The 14,821-nt window shown below is 59.4% G+C and carries 14 protein-coding genes and 2 tRNA genes; 8 read left to right on the top strand and 8 right to left on the bottom strand.

Annotated features, from left to right (window positions below; genetic code table 11):
- Positions 1-4: 4 nt before the first annotated feature.
- Genes BLU75_RS04545 through BLU75_RS04530 form a run of 4 tightly spaced genes read left to right on the top strand, consistent with a single transcriptional unit; the run spans position 5 to position 3,299 of the window.
- Positions 5-841 (top strand): ABC transporter permease, encoded by an 837-nt coding sequence (locus BLU75_RS04545; protein ID WP_165447429.1) that lies wholly within the window; start codon positions 5-7, stop codon positions 839-841.
- Positions 828-1,628, top strand: a complete 801-nt coding sequence (locus tag BLU75_RS04540; RefSeq protein ID WP_084381515.1) for an ABC transporter permease — start codon at positions 828-830, stop codon at positions 1,626-1,628. Before BLU75_RS04545 ends, BLU75_RS04540 begins: the two co-directional genes overlap by 14 nt.
- Positions 1,625-2,614, top strand: coding sequence for an ABC transporter ATP-binding protein (locus BLU75_RS04535; protein WP_084381516.1), 990 nt, complete (start codon positions 1,625-1,627; stop codon positions 2,612-2,614). The genes BLU75_RS04540 and BLU75_RS04535 overlap by 4 nt, the downstream gene beginning before the upstream one ends.
- Before the next feature lie 31 nt (positions 2,615-2,645).
- Positions 2,646-3,299, top strand: coding sequence for an HAD family hydrolase (locus BLU75_RS04530; protein ID WP_084381517.1), 654 nt, complete (start codon positions 2,646-2,648; stop codon positions 3,297-3,299).
- A 150-nt stretch (positions 3,300-3,449) separates the two neighbouring features.
- On the opposite strand, the gene BLU75_RS04525 is transcribed toward BLU75_RS04530, so the two are convergent.
- Positions 3,450-4,412 carry a zinc-binding dehydrogenase gene (locus BLU75_RS04525; RefSeq protein ID WP_084381518.1) on the bottom strand — a complete coding sequence of 321 codons (963 nt, stop codon included), beginning with the start codon at positions 4,410-4,412 and terminating at the stop codon, positions 3,450-3,452.
- Between the two features lie 138 nt (positions 4,413-4,550).
- Here BLU75_RS04525 and BLU75_RS04520 point away from each other — a divergent pair, with 138 nt between their 5' ends.
- Positions 4,551-6,632 carry a carboxy terminal-processing peptidase gene (locus BLU75_RS04520; protein WP_172832062.1) on the top strand — a complete coding sequence of 694 codons (2,082 nt, stop codon included), beginning with the start codon at positions 4,551-4,553 and terminating at the stop codon, positions 6,630-6,632.
- A gap of 117 nt (positions 6,633-6,749) precedes the next feature.
- Complete coding sequence (locus tag BLU75_RS04515; RefSeq protein WP_084381520.1) at positions 6,750-8,525, top strand: bifunctional diguanylate cyclase/phosphodiesterase; 1,776 nt, start codon at positions 6,750-6,752, stop codon at positions 8,523-8,525.
- A 3-nt stretch (positions 8,526-8,528) separates the two neighbouring features.
- Here BLU75_RS04515 and BLU75_RS04510 read toward each other — a convergent pair whose 3' ends face one another.
- The 5 genes from BLU75_RS04510 to BLU75_RS04490 all read right to left on the bottom strand — a co-directional run bounded on the left by BLU75_RS04510 (position 8,529) and on the right by BLU75_RS04490 (position 11,286).
- Positions 8,529-8,915, bottom strand: coding sequence for a tetratricopeptide repeat protein (locus BLU75_RS04510; RefSeq protein WP_084381521.1), 387 nt, complete (start codon positions 8,913-8,915; stop codon positions 8,529-8,531).
- Position 8,916: 1 nt separating this feature from the next.
- A complete protein-coding gene (locus tag BLU75_RS04505) occupies positions 8,917-9,288 on the bottom strand; it encodes a hypothetical protein (RefSeq protein WP_084381522.1) in 372 nt (123 codons plus the stop codon).
- Positions 9,285-9,617, bottom strand: a complete 333-nt coding sequence (locus BLU75_RS04500; RefSeq protein WP_084381523.1) for a helix-turn-helix domain-containing protein — start codon at positions 9,615-9,617, stop codon at positions 9,285-9,287. Before BLU75_RS04500 ends, BLU75_RS04505 begins: the two co-directional genes overlap by 4 nt.
- Positions 9,618-9,714: 97 nt before the next feature.
- Complete coding sequence (locus BLU75_RS04495; RefSeq protein ID WP_084381524.1) at positions 9,715-10,170, bottom strand: YkvA family protein; 456 nt, start codon at positions 10,168-10,170, stop codon at positions 9,715-9,717.
- A gap of 369 nt (positions 10,171-10,539) precedes the next feature.
- A complete protein-coding gene (locus tag BLU75_RS04490) occupies positions 10,540-11,286 on the bottom strand; it encodes an FKBP-type peptidyl-prolyl cis-trans isomerase (protein WP_084381525.1) in 747 nt (248 codons plus the stop codon).
- Positions 11,287-11,543: 257 nt separating this feature from the next.
- Between BLU75_RS04490 and BLU75_RS04485 the strand changes: the two genes are divergently transcribed.
- Both BLU75_RS04485 and BLU75_RS04480 read left to right on the top strand, forming a co-directional pair.
- Complete coding sequence (locus BLU75_RS04485; protein ID WP_084381526.1) at positions 11,544-13,352, top strand: di-heme-cytochrome C peroxidase; 1,809 nt, start codon at positions 11,544-11,546, stop codon at positions 13,350-13,352.
- Between the two features lie 29 nt (positions 13,353-13,381).
- Entirely contained in the window at positions 13,382-14,542 is a 1,161-nt protein-coding gene (locus BLU75_RS04480) for a catalase family protein (RefSeq protein WP_084381527.1), read from the top strand.
- 74 nt (positions 14,543-14,616) lie between these two features.
- Here the strand turns inward: BLU75_RS04480 and BLU75_RS04475 are convergent.
- Positions 14,617-14,693 (bottom strand) — tRNA-Asp (locus tag BLU75_RS04475).
- Between the two features lie 19 nt (positions 14,694-14,712).
- Positions 14,713-14,788: transfer RNA gene (locus BLU75_RS04470), tRNA-Val, on the bottom strand.
- Between the last annotated feature and the right edge of the window lie 33 nt (positions 14,789-14,821).

The raw sequence follows: 14,821 nt of genomic DNA, 5'->3' as shown, positions 1-14,821 counted from the left end.
CTCCATGATCCGTGGCAAATGGCTGGCCGCCTTGTGCCTGGTACCCTTCGCCCTGTTTTTTATCGTGTTCCAGATCGCGCCGCTGTGCTGGGTGATGCTCAACAGCCTGCAATCGGAAGAGTTCGGCTGGGGCCTGGAGAACTTCACCCGGATCTTCAGTTCGAGGTTCTACTTGCAGGCGATCCAGCACAGCCTTGAGATCAGCTTCTACTCCAGCGTGTTCGGCATCATCATTTCCATATTGGGCAGCTACTCGCTGCGCAAGGTGGATTCGCCACTGCGCAATTTCGTCAGTGCTTTCGCCAACATGACCAGCAACTTCTCCGGCGTGCCCCTGGCCTTTGCGTTCATCATCCTGCTCGGGTTCAACGGCAGCATCACCTTGATGCTCAAGCAGGCCGGGATCATTCAGGACTTCAACCTGTACTCCAAGACCGGCCTGATCATTCTGTACACCTACTTTCAGATTCCCCTCGGGGTCTTGCTGCTCTACCCGGCATTCGATGCCCTGCGCGAAGACTGGCGCGAGTCCGCCGCGTTGCTGGGTGCCAACGGCTGGCACTTCTGGCGGCATATCGGCCTGCCGGTGCTGACCCCGGCGCTGCTCGGTACCTTCGTGATTCTGCTGGCCAACGCCTTGGGCGCCTATGCCACGGTCTATGCGCTGACCACCGGCAACTTCAACGTGCTGCCGATCCGCATCGCCGCCATGGTCTCCGGCGATATTTCCCTGGACCCGAACATGGCCAGCGCCTTGGCGGTGATCCTGGTGGCGCTGATGACCGTGGTCACGGTCGTCCATCAACTGCTGCTCAAGAGGAGCTACCATGTCTCGCGCTGAAACCCGCCAGGCCGCCCTCTACCATCGGGTAGTGGTGTACCTGTTGTTTGCCATCCTGGTGCTGCCGCTGATTGGCACCCTGGTGTATTCCATCGCCAGCAGTTGGTCGGCGACAATCTTGCCTTCGGGCTTTACCTTCAAATGGTATGTGCAGCTGTGGAGCGACCCGCGCTTCCTGCATGCCTTTGGCCAATCGTTGTTGGTGTGCGTCGGCGCGCTGATCCTCTCGGTGGTGTTGATCCTGCCGCTGTTGTTTGTGGTGCATTACCACTTCCCCAGGCTCGATGCGCTGATGAATATTCTGATCCTGCTGCCCTTCGCGGTACCGCCCGTGGTGTCGTCGGTGGGGTTGCTGCAATTGTATGGCTCGGGGCCACTGGCGATGGTCGGTACGCCGTGGATTCTGATCGGCTGTTATTTCACCGTAGCGTTGCCGTTCATGTACCGCGCCATCACCAACAACCTGCAAGCCATCAACCTGCGTGACCTGATGGACGCCGCCCAACTGCTCGGCGCCAGTACCTGGCAGGCGGCGTTCCTGGTGGTGCTGCCGAACCTGCGCAAGGGCTTGATGGTCGCGTTGCTGCTGTCCTTTTCGTTCCTGTTCGGCGAGTTCGTGTTCGCCAATATCCTCGTCGGCACGCGCTACGAGACCTTGCAGGTGTACCTCAACAACATGCGCAACAGCAGCGGGCATTTCACCAGCGCCGTGGTCATTTCCTACTTCCTCTTCGTGCTGCTGCTCACCTGGGCCGCCACTACCTTGAACAAGGACAAAAGCCAATGAGCTTCGTCAGCGTCCAGCACCTGCAAAAAAGCTACACCGGGACCCCGGTGTTCAGTGACATCAACTGCGAGGTTGCCAAGGGCGAATTCGTCACCCTGCTGGGCCCGTCCGGTTGCGGCAAGTCCACATTGCTGCGTTGCATTGCCGGACTGACCTCGGTAGACAGCGGCCAGATTCTGCTAGATGGCCAGGACATCGTTCCGCTGAGCCCACAGAAACGCCAGATCGGCATGGTGTTCCAGAGCTATGCGCTGTTCCCCAACATGACCGTGGAGCAGAACGTCGCCTTCGGCCTGCGCATGCAGAAAGTCAACGCCGATGACAGCCACGCCCGCGTACAGGAAGTGCTGCAACTGGTGGAACTCAAGGACCTGGCGAGCCGTTACCCGCACCAGATGTCCGGCGGCCAGTGTCAGCGCGTTGCCCTCGCCCGCTCCCTGGTGACGCGCCCGCGCCTGCTGTTGCTGGATGAGCCGCTGTCGGCGCTGGATGCGCGGATTCGCAAACACCTGCGCGAACAGATCCGCCAGATCCAGCGCGAACTGGGGCTGACGACCATTTTTGTGACCCATGATCAGGAAGAAGCCCTGACCATGTCTGACCGGATTTTTTTAATGAACCAGGGCCGGATCGTCCAGAGCGGCGACGCCGAAACCCTCTACACCGCTCCGGTGGATGCATTTGCCGCAGGCTTTATCGGCAACTACAACCTGTTGGACGCCGAAATGGCCAGCAAGCTGCTGCAGCGCCCGGTCAGCGGGCGTATCGCCATTCGCCCGGAAGCCATCGAACTCAGCCGCAGCGGCGAACTGGACGCCCTGGTGCGCAGTCACAGCCTGCTGGGCAACGTGATTCGTTACCGCGTCGAAGCCCGGGGCGTCGAGCTGGTGGTGGACGTACTCAATCGCTCGGCAGACGATTTGCACCCGGATGGTCAGCGCCTGGCACTTTCTATCGATCCTGGTGCGTTGTGTGAGGTAGCCTGAAGATGCAGCGTTTACTAAGGAAGCATGACTGATGGCATTGGTAATTTTTGATCTGGACGACACCTTGATTCACGGCGATTGCGCAAGCCTGTGGTGCGAACAGATGGGACGCTTGGGCTGGGTCGACGCCGAGTCGTTTATGCACCGCAACAATGAGCTGATGGACGCCTACAGTCAGGGCAAACTGGCCATGCAGGACTACATGGACTTCAGCCTCGAGCCAATGATCGGCCGCACGCCGGAAGAAATCGAGCATCTGGTGGAGCCGTGGGTGGAGGACATCATCGAACCGTTGATCTACAGCGACGCCACCAGGACCATCGCCCGGCACCGCGCCGAAGGCGACCGAATACTGGTGATCTCGGCATCGGGCACGCACCTGGTCAAGCCGATTGCGGCGCGGATCGGCATTGATGAAGTGCTGGCGATTGAGCTGGATGTCGTTCACGCGGTGTACAGCGGCAAGACCGTCGGGGTGCTGACGTACCGCGAAGGCAAGATCACCCGCCTGATGGAATGGCTGGCCCAGGAAGATCAAAGTCTGGAGGGCGCGTATTTCTACTCCGACTCACGCAACGACTTGCCGTTGTTGCTCAAGGTCGATCATCCGCAGGTGGTGAATCCTGATCCAGTGCTGCGCGAACATGCGCAAAAAGCCGGCTGGCCGATCCACCAGTGGACCTGACAGCCCTTCTCTGAGTTGACCCCCAATCAAATGTGGGAGCGGGCTTGCTCGCGATCGCGGTGGACCAGTGCCAGGTTGGTTGGCTGACACACCGCAATCGCGAGCAAGCCCGCTCGCACATTCTTGATCCGCTTCAACGTGGGATCGTGATCAGGCCAGCGTCTCGTCGATTACCAGCACCAGCTTGCCGGAAACCTGGTTAGTCGCCAATTCGGCAAAAGCCGCCTCGGCATCCAGGATCGGGAACGTCTTGGCCAACTGCGGGCTCAAGCGACCCTCGCTGAACAATGGCCAGACCTGCTGCCCCAAGTCACTGAGCAGATCGGCCTTGAACTGATCGTCGCGGCTGCGCAGGGTCGAGCCCAGCAGCTGCACTCGCTTGGCCAGCACCTGCGCCAGGTCGAGCTGCGCCTGGCGCCCGCCCATCAAGCCGATCAACACCCAACGGCCATCCTGCGCTATCAGCTTAAGGTTCTGCGTCGCGTAATTGCCGCCTACCGGGTCGAGAATCACGTCGAAGGGTCCAAAATCTCCCAGGACTTCGATGCCCTCAGTCCGCACCACGCCGCCCTGGGCGCCGAGTCCTTCGCAGTACGCCAGACGTTCCACCGAGCCGACACTGACCCAGCACGGGCTGCCGAACGCCTTGCACAACTGGATGGCCGCAGAACCCACGCCACTGGCGCCAGCATGCAACAGCACCTTTTCTCCGGGCTTGAGCGCCGCCAGCTGGAACACGTTCAACCAGGCCGTGCTGTACACCTCGGGCAATGCTGCCGCCTCGGCCAACGACAAACCTTCCGGCACCGGCAGCACGTGACGCGCATCGACTACCACTTCTTCGGCCATGCCGCCGCCTGCCAGCAGCGCGCAAACCCGATCCCCGACCTGCCAGGAAGAACCGGCCCCGACTTCACTGATCACCCCGGAACACTCCAGTCCAAGGACGTGGCTCGCCCCGGCCGGTGGCGGATAGAGCCCCGCACGCTGTAATAAATCGGCCCGATTCAGTCCCGCTGCCGCCACGCGAATGCGAACTTGCCCTACATCACATGTAAGACTTGGCTCTTCAAGCCACTCCACATGACCGTCAACGCCTTGCAATGCTTTCACAGTGCCTCCATAGTGAGTCTGGACTGAGCCCGTTGCTGTTGCGTCGGGCTTTTTGCATTATGCGACCGGCCCTCATGGAACCGGCGACTTCAAAGACGGCCTAATATGCGTTATCAATTGCCCCCGCGTCGAATCAGCATGAAGCATTTGTTCCCCAGCACCGCCCTCGCTCTTTTCATTGGTCTCGGCTTGACGTCGATGTCGACCAATACGTTCGCAGCCAATAGCTGGGACAAACTTCAGCCTGATCGCGATGAGGTGATTGCCAGCCTTAATATCGTCGAGCTGCTCAAGCGTCACCATTACAGCAAACCGCCACTGGACGATGCACGTTCGGTGATTATCTATGAAAGCTACCTAAAGTTGCTGGATCCTTCGCGCAGCTACTTCCTGGCAAGCGATGTCGCCGAGTTCGACAAGTGGAAGACGCAGTTCGACGACCTCCTCAAGAGCGGCGACCTGCAGCCAGGCTTCACCATCTACAAGCGCTATCTGGACCGCGTCAAGGCGCGTCTGGACTTCGCTCTGGCTGAGCTGGACAAAGGTGTCGACAAGCTCGATTTCAACCAGAAGGAAACCTTGCTGGTGGATCGCAAGGACGCGCCGTGGCTGACCAGCACCGCCGCGCTGGATGACCTGTGGCGCAAGCGCGTCAAGGATGAAGTCCTGCGCCTGAAGATTGCCGGCAAAGAGCCAAAGGCGATCCAGGAACTGTTGACCAAGCGCTACAAGAATCAACTCGTGCGTCTGAACCAGACCCGTGCCGAAGATATCTTTCAGGCCTACATCAACACCTTCGCAATGTCTTACGACCCGCACACCAATTATCTGTCGCCAGATAACGCGGAAAATTTCGATATCAATATGAGTCTGTCGCTGGAAGGCATCGGTGCCGTTCTGCAAAGCGACAATGATCAGGTCAAGATCGTGCGCCTGGTGCCGGCAGGCCCGGCGGACAAGACCAAGCAGGTTGCACCGGCCGACAAGATCATCGGTGTGGCTCAAGGCGATAAGGAAATGGTCGACGTGGTCGGCTGGCGCCTGGACGAAGTAGTCAAGCTGATCCGCGGGCCGAAAGGCAGTGTCGTGCGCCTGGAAGTGATTCCGCACACCAACGCACCCAACGATCAGACCAGCAAAGTCGTGTCCATCACCCGTGAAGCGGTGAAGCTGGAAGACCAGGCGGTGAAGAAGTCGGTGCTCAACCTCAAGCAGGATGGCAAGGACTACAAGCTGGGAGTGATTGAAATCCCGGCGTTCTATCTGGACTTCAAGGCGTTCCGTGCCGGTGATCCGGACTACAAGAGCACCACTCGCGACGTCAAGAAGTTGCTGACCGAGTTACAGAAAGAGAAAGTCGACGGCGTGGTCATCGACCTGCGCAACAATGGCGGGGGCTCGTTGCAGGAGGCCACCGAGCTGACCAGCCTGTTTATCGACAAGGGTCCAACCGTGTTGGTACGCAACGCTGACGGTCGCGTGGATGTGCTGGAAGACGAGAACCGCGGCGCCTTCTACAAAGGGCCAATGGCATTGCTGGTCAACCGTCTCTCGGCCTCGGCCTCGGAAATCTTTGCCGGTGCGATGCAGGACTATCACCGCGCGCTGATCGTCGGCGGACAGACCTTCGGCAAAGGCACGGTGCAGACCATTCAACCGCTCAACCATGGCGAATTGAAGCTGACCCTGGCCAAGTTCTACCGGGTTTCCGGCCAGAGCACCCAGCATCAGGGCGTATTGCCGGATATCGACTTCCCCTCGCTCATCGACACCAAGGAAATAGGCGAAAGCGCGTTGCCCGAGGCCATGCCGTGGGACACCATCCGCCCGGCTATCAAGCCCGCGTCGGACCCGTTCAAACCCTATCTGGCGCAGCTCAACAGCGACCACGATATTCGTTCCGCCAAAGATGCCGAGTTCGTGTTTATCCGCGACAAGCTGGCGCTGGCCAAGAAGTTGATGGCCGAAAAAACCGTCAGTCTCAATGAAGTGGAGCGTCGCGCGCAGCATACCGACATCGAAAACCAGCAGCTCGCACTGGAAAATATTCGCCGCAAGGCCAAAGGTGAAGACCCGCTCAAAGAGCTGAAGAAGGAAGACGAAGATGCGTTGCCGACCGAGTCTGAAAAGACCAAGCCGGAAGATGACGCCTACCTGGCCGAAACCGGTCGGATTCTGTTGGACTACCTGAAAATCAGCAAGACGGTAGCCAAGCAGTAAATGATGGCAATTTGATGTGATCACTGATCGGACAGTCATCAAATAGACATCATTCTGTCGTGAAATAAAGGACCGTGCGCCCCAGGCGCCCGGTCCTTTTTTTTGGCAGAGACCACCATGACCATGACCGAACAGCTGAATGCCCTGGGCTCCATTCTCGCCCAAGGCAGTTTGCACAGTCTGTTCCAACCGATTATCTCCATCTCCGAGCGGCGTATCGTCGGCTATGAAGCGCTGAGTCGCGGTCCGTCCAACAGCGCCCTGCACTCGCCTCTCGTACTGTTTTCAGTGGCCCGACACGCCGGACGTCTCAATGAGCTGGAAATGGCTTGCCGTCACAGCGCGTGTCGACGGTTCAGCGAACAAAAGCTGCCGGGCAAACTGTTTATCAACGTCTCTCCGGAGTCGTTGCTGGAGGCCGCCCATCAACCCGGACGAACCCTGCAAATGCTGCATGACGTCGGGATCACCCCCAGTCAGGTAGTGATCGAACTCACCGAGCAAAGTCCGACCGACGACTTTCAACTGCTGCAAACCGCGCTCCATCACTACCGTGCCATGGGTTTTTCGATTGCCCTGGATGACTTGGGTGCGGGCTATTCCAGTCTGCGGCTGTGGTCCGAGCTGCGCCCGGATTACGTGAAAATCGACCGACACTTTATCGACGGCATTCATCAGGACGCGCTTAAACGCGAGTTCGTCGGTTCAATCCTGCAAATTGCCCGGGCATCTCGCGCCCAGGTGATTGCCGAAGGCATCGAGTTGCAGGAGGAACTGGCGGTGCTGACGGAAATGGGTGTCGACCTGATCCAGGGTTATTTGCTCTGCCGGCCTCAAGAGCAACCGCCCCAGGAGGCACGGTTACTGCTGTCCAGACCGGACAACAGTAACGCCACGCTCAACGACGAAGCCAGCGACCTCAGCGCCCTGCTCAATGATCAGCCAGCCGTGGCGCAGGACACTGCCACCGCCCAGGTATTGGAAGCGTTCCGGCGCCAGGCCAATCTCAACTCACTGGCGGTGCTGGATGAGCGCGGCCAGCCCGTTGGCATCGTGCACCGGCATTCGTTGTCCGATGCCTTGCTCAAACCCTTTGCCACCGACCTATTTGCGCGCAAACCCATCAGTCGCTTGATGAGTGATGACTTTCTGGCGGTAGAGTTGAGCCAATCGTTGCAACAAGTCAGCCGCCTGCTCACCAGCCGTGCCCGGCAGCGCATCGAAGAAGACTTCATCATCACCCTCAACGGCAATTATCTGGGATTGGGTCGGGTGATCGACGTGCTCAAGTTGATTACCGAGCTGAAAATCCAGCAGGCCCGCTACGCCAATCCGCTGACCCTGCTGCCGGGGAACGTGCCGATTCAGCAGTGTCTGACACGGCTGTTGCAGCAGCAGCGCGAATCGGTGATTTGTTATGTGGATATCGACAGTTTCAAACCTTTCAACGATATCTACGGTTACGGCCGTGGCGATGAAGTGTTGCTCTGCCTGGCGCAATGCCTGACCGACCGGATAGACCCCAGCCGTGACTTTGTCGGGCACATTGGCGGCGATGATTTTCTGCTGGTGCTGGGCGCCCAGGATTGGCGCAAGCGCCTCAACCAGTTGGTGGATGATTTCCAGACCCAGTGTCGACGCTTCTATCGCAGCGAACACCTGGACGCGGGCTGCTTTGTCGCGCTGAATCGCCAAGGCGTGCGGCAGGAGTTTGCGTTGCTGTCACTGTCCATTGGCGTGGTGCATTTACACCCGCACAGCTGTGGACAACTGGATGCCAGCCAACTGGCCGAACTGGCGTCGCAGGCCAAGCACCACGCGAAGAATGTGGCGGGGTACAGCATCCATGTGATTGACAGCCGACAACGGCAAGCGGATCCCATCGACCTGTAGCGATCAGAGTTGTTCCAGGCGAATTTGCGCGAGCGGGTGTCCTGCCTTGGCCGCGATTTTCCACCAACGTGCGGCTTCTATCGGATCCGGAGCCTTGCCCAGGCTACCCGCCAGGCTCAACACGCCGACCTGATAGGCCGCCTTGCCGTCACCCGCCTGAGCAGCCAGACGCAGCAGGCGCACACCTTCCTCACGCGCCCCGAGGCCTTGACCACGAAAGGTCAGGATGTGCCCGTAAAAGCTCTGCGCTTGCACATTGCCCAGGTTGGCCATGCGCGCGAACTGACCTTCCATCCAGTGCCAGGCACGAGGTTGGCGCATGATCCAGGACCAGTGAAACAATTTGCGCGCCAACCAGTAACTGGCATACGCCCTGAGCTTCCAGAGCATGTCAGGCCTGCGCCGTTTCAGGGTAATCATACTCAAACACTCGGACCACCTCCGAGGCGTGCCATGACGCGGCAGCTACGCCATCGGACGGGCCGCAAAAACGCCCCAGGCGCTCCACACACTCGAAAAAACCCGTACGTGGCAAGCGGCTTGCCCCCTGGCTGATCACCAAGGAACTGCGCAGTGGCTGATCAGCCTTGGCATCCAGAGCCGCCAGGTGCTCCAGCGCCGCTGTCAGGGTCTGCATGGCCGGTGTTGGAAACTGCAGGCGCTCCAGCAACGCACGATAAGTCAAAAGGTGTCGCTGGCGCCGGGCCTGATCGAGTTCGTTGAGCAATCCCTCCCAATGTTGACGGCTGATGCGCAGACTCACACTTCTTCCCTCCAACCGGCGATTCCCAATTCCCAGGCCAGGCTGCGGCGAATGGCAGCGTCCGGCTGGCGCTCGCCACGCTCAATCAACCCCAGGTAAGACGGGCTGATGCCCACGGTGCGGGCCAGGGCTTCAATGGCCAGGCCCTTGGCTTCGCGCAAGCTGCGCAGTTGCGCCAAGGGGCGCAACTCCTGCTCGGCAACGGGACTTGAAGAAGGCTTCGACGCCTGATGATGCAGGCCGGCGGCGTTTAACAGCGCCTCGTACTGAGCCCATGGCAGTACCGCGTATTCGGGCTTGCCATCCCGTGAAATTATTTGAATATCCATGACCGCCCCGTAGGATTACAACACTTACTAAGTAAGTACTTTCCGCATGAGTGTAATCCTAACAGTCCTGAAGGGCGCAGGGGGATAGTTGGCGTCTTCAGTTTTTTTTCGGGCTTTCCGCCTGCAAGAGCTGAGGCGTGGCAGGTAAGCGCTCCACCACCACCAGCTTTTCCGGGCGCTGGCGCTCACGCCAAGCACGGAAAGCGCTCAGTTCGCCATCTAGGGTCTTCATGACCCAGGCCAATACCGCGATGTCGTCCAGCATGCCGAACATCGGCAGAAAGTCCGGAATCGCGTCAATCGGACTGAGGAAGTACATCAGCCCCGCCACCACTGACACCAGCGCCTTGGGACTGATCGCCCGATACTCGCCGCGCCAGTAGGCCAGGCACAGCGCCTGGAGTAATTTGAGATCATCCTTGAGCTTGCCCAACCGGTTACCCTGGCTGGAGCCTTTGGCGGCGACCGCGAACAATAACGTCGGCAAGCGTCCACGGCCGAGGAGGCGGGCGGCCAAGGGCAGGAAACGGGCGAAATTCCAGGGTGCTTTCATCATCACTCCAGTTCCAGTCGAGAGAAAAGGTTATCCACACAACTTGTGGATAACCTTGTGAACAGAGCGCATTTTCACGGCTGAAGGCCCCGATTTACAAGGCTCACAGTCAGATCGGGCGTTTTTTGCGCACATAAAAAAAACCCAAGATTTCATTGACTTGGAGCGCATCTGCGGCTAACCGTGCCCGACTCCTTATCTGACTGCTCTAACACGCGGGCGTTCGTTTGATTTTAAACCGACGCCCGCTGGATAGCACATCCCGTAGCCTCTGCCCTGCAAGGTTCCAGGCGGTATCGACAGAAAACACCGTCCTCCAGAAACCACAACGCCCCGTCGAGACGGGGCGTTGTGTGTTCAACCGCAGACTTACTTGGCAGCCGGTGCCTCGGGAGCTTCGGGTGCATCAGGTGCCTCAGCCTTGGCCGGGTCCTTGATAGCCAGCAGCTCCAGGTCGAACACCAGTACCGAATTGGCTGGAATCGCCGGGCTCGGGCTCTGGGCGCCGTAGGCCAGGTCAGCCGGAATGTACAGTTTGTACTTCTCGCCGACGTGCATCAGTTGCAGGCCTTCGACCCAACCCGGGATCACGCCGCTGACCGGCAGGTCAATCGGGCTACCGCGATCCACAGAGCTGTCAAAGGTGGTGCCGTCAGTCAGCTTACCGGTGTAGTGAACAGTCACTACGTCAGTCGGCTTTGGCTGAGCACCATCGGCTTTCTTCACAACTTCGTACTGCAGGCCGGAAGCAGTGGTGACAACACCGGCTTTCTTGCCGTTTTCCTCGAGGAATTTCTTGCCGGCAGCTGCCGACTCTTCGCTCAACTTGGTCATACGTTCTTCGGCACGCTTTTGCAGTGCGGCGAACGCTTCCACCAGCTCATCATCTTTCAGCTTCTGTTCTTTCTTGCCGACGGCATCTTCAATGCCTTGGGCAACCGCCTTGGAGTCCAGGTCATCCATACCTTCCTGAGCCAGGCTTTTGCCCATGTTCAGGCCGATACCGTAGGAAGCTTTCTGCGCCGGGGTTTTCAGCTCTACGCTGGTTTGCGAATCACAACCCGCAAGTACCAGGCTAACCAGGGCCACCGCCGCCGCCAACCGATGCTGTTTCATGCTATTTCCTTGTTCATGCGCCAAAAGGGCAATCGAATAAAGTCGCGAGCTTATCAGGCGGCCACGACCAATGGCTACCGGCATGAGAGCAGGAAATTTCTGATAAGTTCACGTGTTTAAAAGCATTTTCATCTATTCCAGGGCTCTGCGACGGCCTGCGGGACGGTTGAAACCGACTCAGCACGCCGATCATGGCTACTTGCCGCATACTGCGTTGAATGGCATAAGAACCTGACAATTCGACAAGGATAGTTATCTTGCGCATTTTTCTCCGTGTATTGCTGCTGATCGCGGCGTTGCTGGTACTGATACTGGCCGTGGTGCTCTATTACGTGGTCAATCCAAAACTGCCGGACTATGTGCCCGTGGAGCAAGTGCATTTCCAGGATCAGTGGAGCGCCGCCGACCGCCAGACGTACTATTTCACGCCTCAAGGTACCCAGGTCAAGGGCTTGCGTTATGAGTGGTTCACCGCCTTGGAACTGCCGTTCTCCGAACAGCGTTTTGCGGCGCCCGAGTACCTGGCGCGCTTCGGCTTTCTGGTAGAGCCCGGGCAGCGGGCCACACCCTCGAACCCCGGCAACCTGCCAGTGGGTTTTACCCGGCATCAAAACCCGGGCAGCAACCACGATTTTCTCGACATCACCTGCGCTGCCTGCCACACCGGCGAATTGCGCTTCAACGGCCAGGCCTTGCGCGTCGACGGTGGCGCGGCCCAACACGTGCTGCCTTCCAGTGTGCCGACCTTGCGTGGCGGCAGCTTCGGCCAGGCCCTGGTGGCCAGCCTCGCCTCCACCTATTACAACCCGTGGAAGTTCAAGCGTTTCGCCCACAACGTGCTGGGTGATCAGTACGACGCCCAATACGATCAACTGCGCGAGGACTTCAAGACGTCCCTGGATACGTTCCTCAAAGTCGCCTGGAATGACACGCATCGCGGCCTCTATCCCACCGAAGAAGGACCGGGCCGCACCGACGCGTTCGGCCGTATCGCCAATGCGAGTTTTGGCGATGCCATTTCCCCCGCTAACTACCGTATTGCCAACGCGCCGGTAGATTACCCGCAATTGTGGGACATGTGGACGTTCGACTGGGTGCAATGGAACGGCTCGGCCCAGCAGCCCATGGCCCGCAATATCGGTGAGGCGCTAGGCGTTGGCGCGACCCTGGCCTTTTTCGACAGCGCCGGCCAACCGCTCAAAGGCGACGCGCGCTACCCGTCCAGCGTGCGCGTGCGCGACTTGAACCTGATCGAGGAAACCCTGCAACGACTCAAGCCGCCGACCTGGCCGGAGCAATTGTTCGGTGCCGTTGACAAACCACTGGCCGCCCAAGGCCGCGCCCTGTTCAGCGAAAACTGCGCCGGCTGCCACGTGCCCAGCGTCACGCAGGAAAACGGCCGCCCGGTGCAACGCCTGAAAATGCTCCCGGTGGACGTCATCGGCACCGATCCCGGCACCGCCAACAACATTGCCGATTACCGCTACGACCTCAGCGCCCTGCAGTGGGATACGAGCGAGCTGGCGCAGTTGAACGTGGAACTGCATCCGACGCCCACGGAACCCTTGGACCTGCGCAACCTGTCGGTGGCCAAGGGCCTGGCATATGTCACAGCGTTTGTCGGAGAACATGCCTACCGCGCAGCAGGTGTGACGCCTGAAGAACGTCCGCGCCTGGACGGCTACGGTTTGCCGATTGGCGTGCGTGAACTGCGGGCCTACAAGGCTCGTCCGCTAGCCGGGGTCTGGGCCACCCCGCCGTTCCTGCACAACGGCTCGGTGCCAACGATCTACCAATTGCTCTCCCCTCAGGACGAGCGCAGCCGCACCTTCTATAAAGGCACCTTCGATTACGACCCGCGCCATTTGGGCTATCGTACCGAAGCCTTTAAAAACGCATTCCTGTTCGATACCGCAATCACCGGCAACCACAACAGCGGCCACGAGTTCCGTGCCGGCAAGCGTGGCAACGGGGTCATCGGTCGAGCGCTTGCGCCGCAGGAGCGCTGGGCGTTGCTGGAATACCTGAAAGTGCTGGGCGGCCCGCTGGAACAACAACTGCCATGACCTCCCCTCTTCGCCATAAGGATCGCCCAATGCTCGCTCGACTGTGGTTGCGTCTCGGCGCATTTCTCGGCAAAACCCTGTTGTGGCTGGTCGGCCTTGGTTTGCTCGGCTGGTTGCTCTCCACACTGTGGTTTGCCTGGCAGCACAGCGGCCCGGTGTCGCCGGACGAACAGATTCCCCCAGGGGAAGCCGCGATGACCCAAGGCATCATTCAGACCGCGGTACGCATCGTCGATCAGCACCGTGAAGGCACCCGCTACCTGCGTGATGCCCATGCCAAGGCCCACGGCTGCGTCAAGGCGCAAGTCAGTGTGCTGGCGGACCTCGACCCGGCACTGCGCCAGGGCGTATTCGCCGAACCGGGCAAGACCTGGCAGGCCATGATGCGCCTGTCGAATGGCAACGCGCATCCGCAGTTCGACAGCATCCGTGATGCGCGTGGCATGGCAATCAAGTTATTCGAGGTGCCAGGCAAACAACTGCTGGCCGATCAACAAGCGCGCACGGAACAGGATTTCGTGATGTTCAGTCATCCGAACTTCTTTGTCAGTGATGTGGCGGAATATGCGCAAAACGTCGGCGCCCAGGCCGATGGCAAAAAAGTCATGGCATTCTTCCCGAGCATCGATCCGCGCAGTTGGCAGATACGCCATCTGTTTATCGCCCTCGCGACCCTGGCACCCGCACCGGCCAGCCCGACGCAGACAACCTACTTTTCGGTATCGCCCTACAAATTCGGCACCGCCAACGCCAAGTTTCGCGTCGCCCCGGATCCGCAGAGCTGCCCGCGCTATGACCTGCCAAAACAGAATCAGGCCCTGCCGAATTTCTTGCGCAGCGCCTTGCACCAGCAGCTCTCCACCGACCGCATGGACGCGTGCTTCGTGTTGCAGATCCAGCGCCAGAATCCGCAAAAATACATGCCCATCGAAGACACTAGCATCGAGTGGAAGGAAAGCGATGCGCCCTACGAGACGGTCGCCAAGGTCCGCATCCCGGCTCAGGATTTTGATACACCCGCGCAGAACCTGGCCTGCGACAACCAGTCATTCAATCCCTGGTTCGGCCTGGAGGAACACCGGCCGATCGGCGGAATCAATCGCTTGCGCAAAGCGGTGTACGAAGCCGTCAGCGATTACCGGCATAGCCGCAATTCGCCTCCGCTATCCGACCGCGCGATGACGCAATGACAGGCACAAAAAAGCCCGCGATTAAGCGGGCTTTGCGTGGTGACCTGGCGTTCAGCGTTCCAGGTAACCGAATATGGCGCAGCGGACGGGACTCGAACCCGCGACCCCCGGCGTGACAGGCCGGTATTCTAACCGACTGAACTACCGCTGCGCGTAACACTGCAAGCGAATGGTGGGTGATGACGGGATCGAACCGCCGACCCTCTGCTTGTAAGGCAGATGCTCTCCCAGCTGAGCTAATCACCCTTCACTTTCGGTGTGGGCCGCATCATATACCAA

It is taken from the genome of Pseudomonas mucidolens (assembly GCF_900106045.1).
In the GTDB taxonomy this organism is placed as follows: Bacteria; Pseudomonadota; Gammaproteobacteria; order Pseudomonadales; family Pseudomonadaceae; genus Aquipseudomonas; species Aquipseudomonas mucidolens.
Note: the sequence above shows the minus strand (reverse complement) of the source record. Positions and strands in the feature narration are given on the sequence as shown.

Excerpts from the sequence above, each read along its gene's own strand:
- BLU75_RS04545 (WP_165447429.1), top strand. The coding sequence starts at position 5 with ATGATCCGTGGCAAATGGCTGGCCGCCTTGTGCCTGGTACCCTTCGCC.
- BLU75_RS04540 (WP_084381515.1), top strand. The coding sequence starts at position 828 with ATGTCTCGCGCTGAAACCCGCCAGGCCGCCCTCTACCATCGGGTAGTG.
- BLU75_RS04535 (WP_084381516.1), top strand. The coding sequence starts at position 1,625 with ATGAGCTTCGTCAGCGTCCAGCACCTGCAAAAAAGCTACACCGGGACC.
- BLU75_RS04530 (WP_084381517.1), top strand. The coding sequence starts at position 2,646 with ATGGCATTGGTAATTTTTGATCTGGACGACACCTTGATTCACGGCGAT.
- BLU75_RS04520 (WP_172832062.1), top strand. The coding sequence starts at position 4,551 with ATGAAGCATTTGTTCCCCAGCACCGCCCTCGCTCTTTTCATTGGTCTC.
- BLU75_RS04515 (WP_084381520.1), top strand. The coding sequence starts at position 6,750 with ATGACCATGACCGAACAGCTGAATGCCCTGGGCTCCATTCTCGCCCAA.
- BLU75_RS04510 (WP_084381521.1), bottom strand. The coding sequence starts at position 8,915 with ATGCTCTGGAAGCTCAGGGCGTATGCCAGTTACTGGTTGGCGCGCAAA.
- BLU75_RS04500 (WP_084381523.1), bottom strand. The coding sequence starts at position 9,617 with ATGGATATTCAAATAATTTCACGGGATGGCAAGCCCGAATACGCGGTA.
- BLU75_RS04495 (WP_084381524.1), bottom strand. The coding sequence starts at position 10,170 with ATGAAAGCACCCTGGAATTTCGCCCGTTTCCTGCCCTTGGCCGCCCGC.
- BLU75_RS04490 (WP_084381525.1), bottom strand. The coding sequence starts at position 11,286 with ATGAAACAGCATCGGTTGGCGGCGGCGGTGGCCCTGGTTAGCCTGGTA.
- BLU75_RS04480 (WP_084381527.1), top strand. The coding sequence starts at position 13,382 with ATGCTCGCTCGACTGTGGTTGCGTCTCGGCGCATTTCTCGGCAAAACC.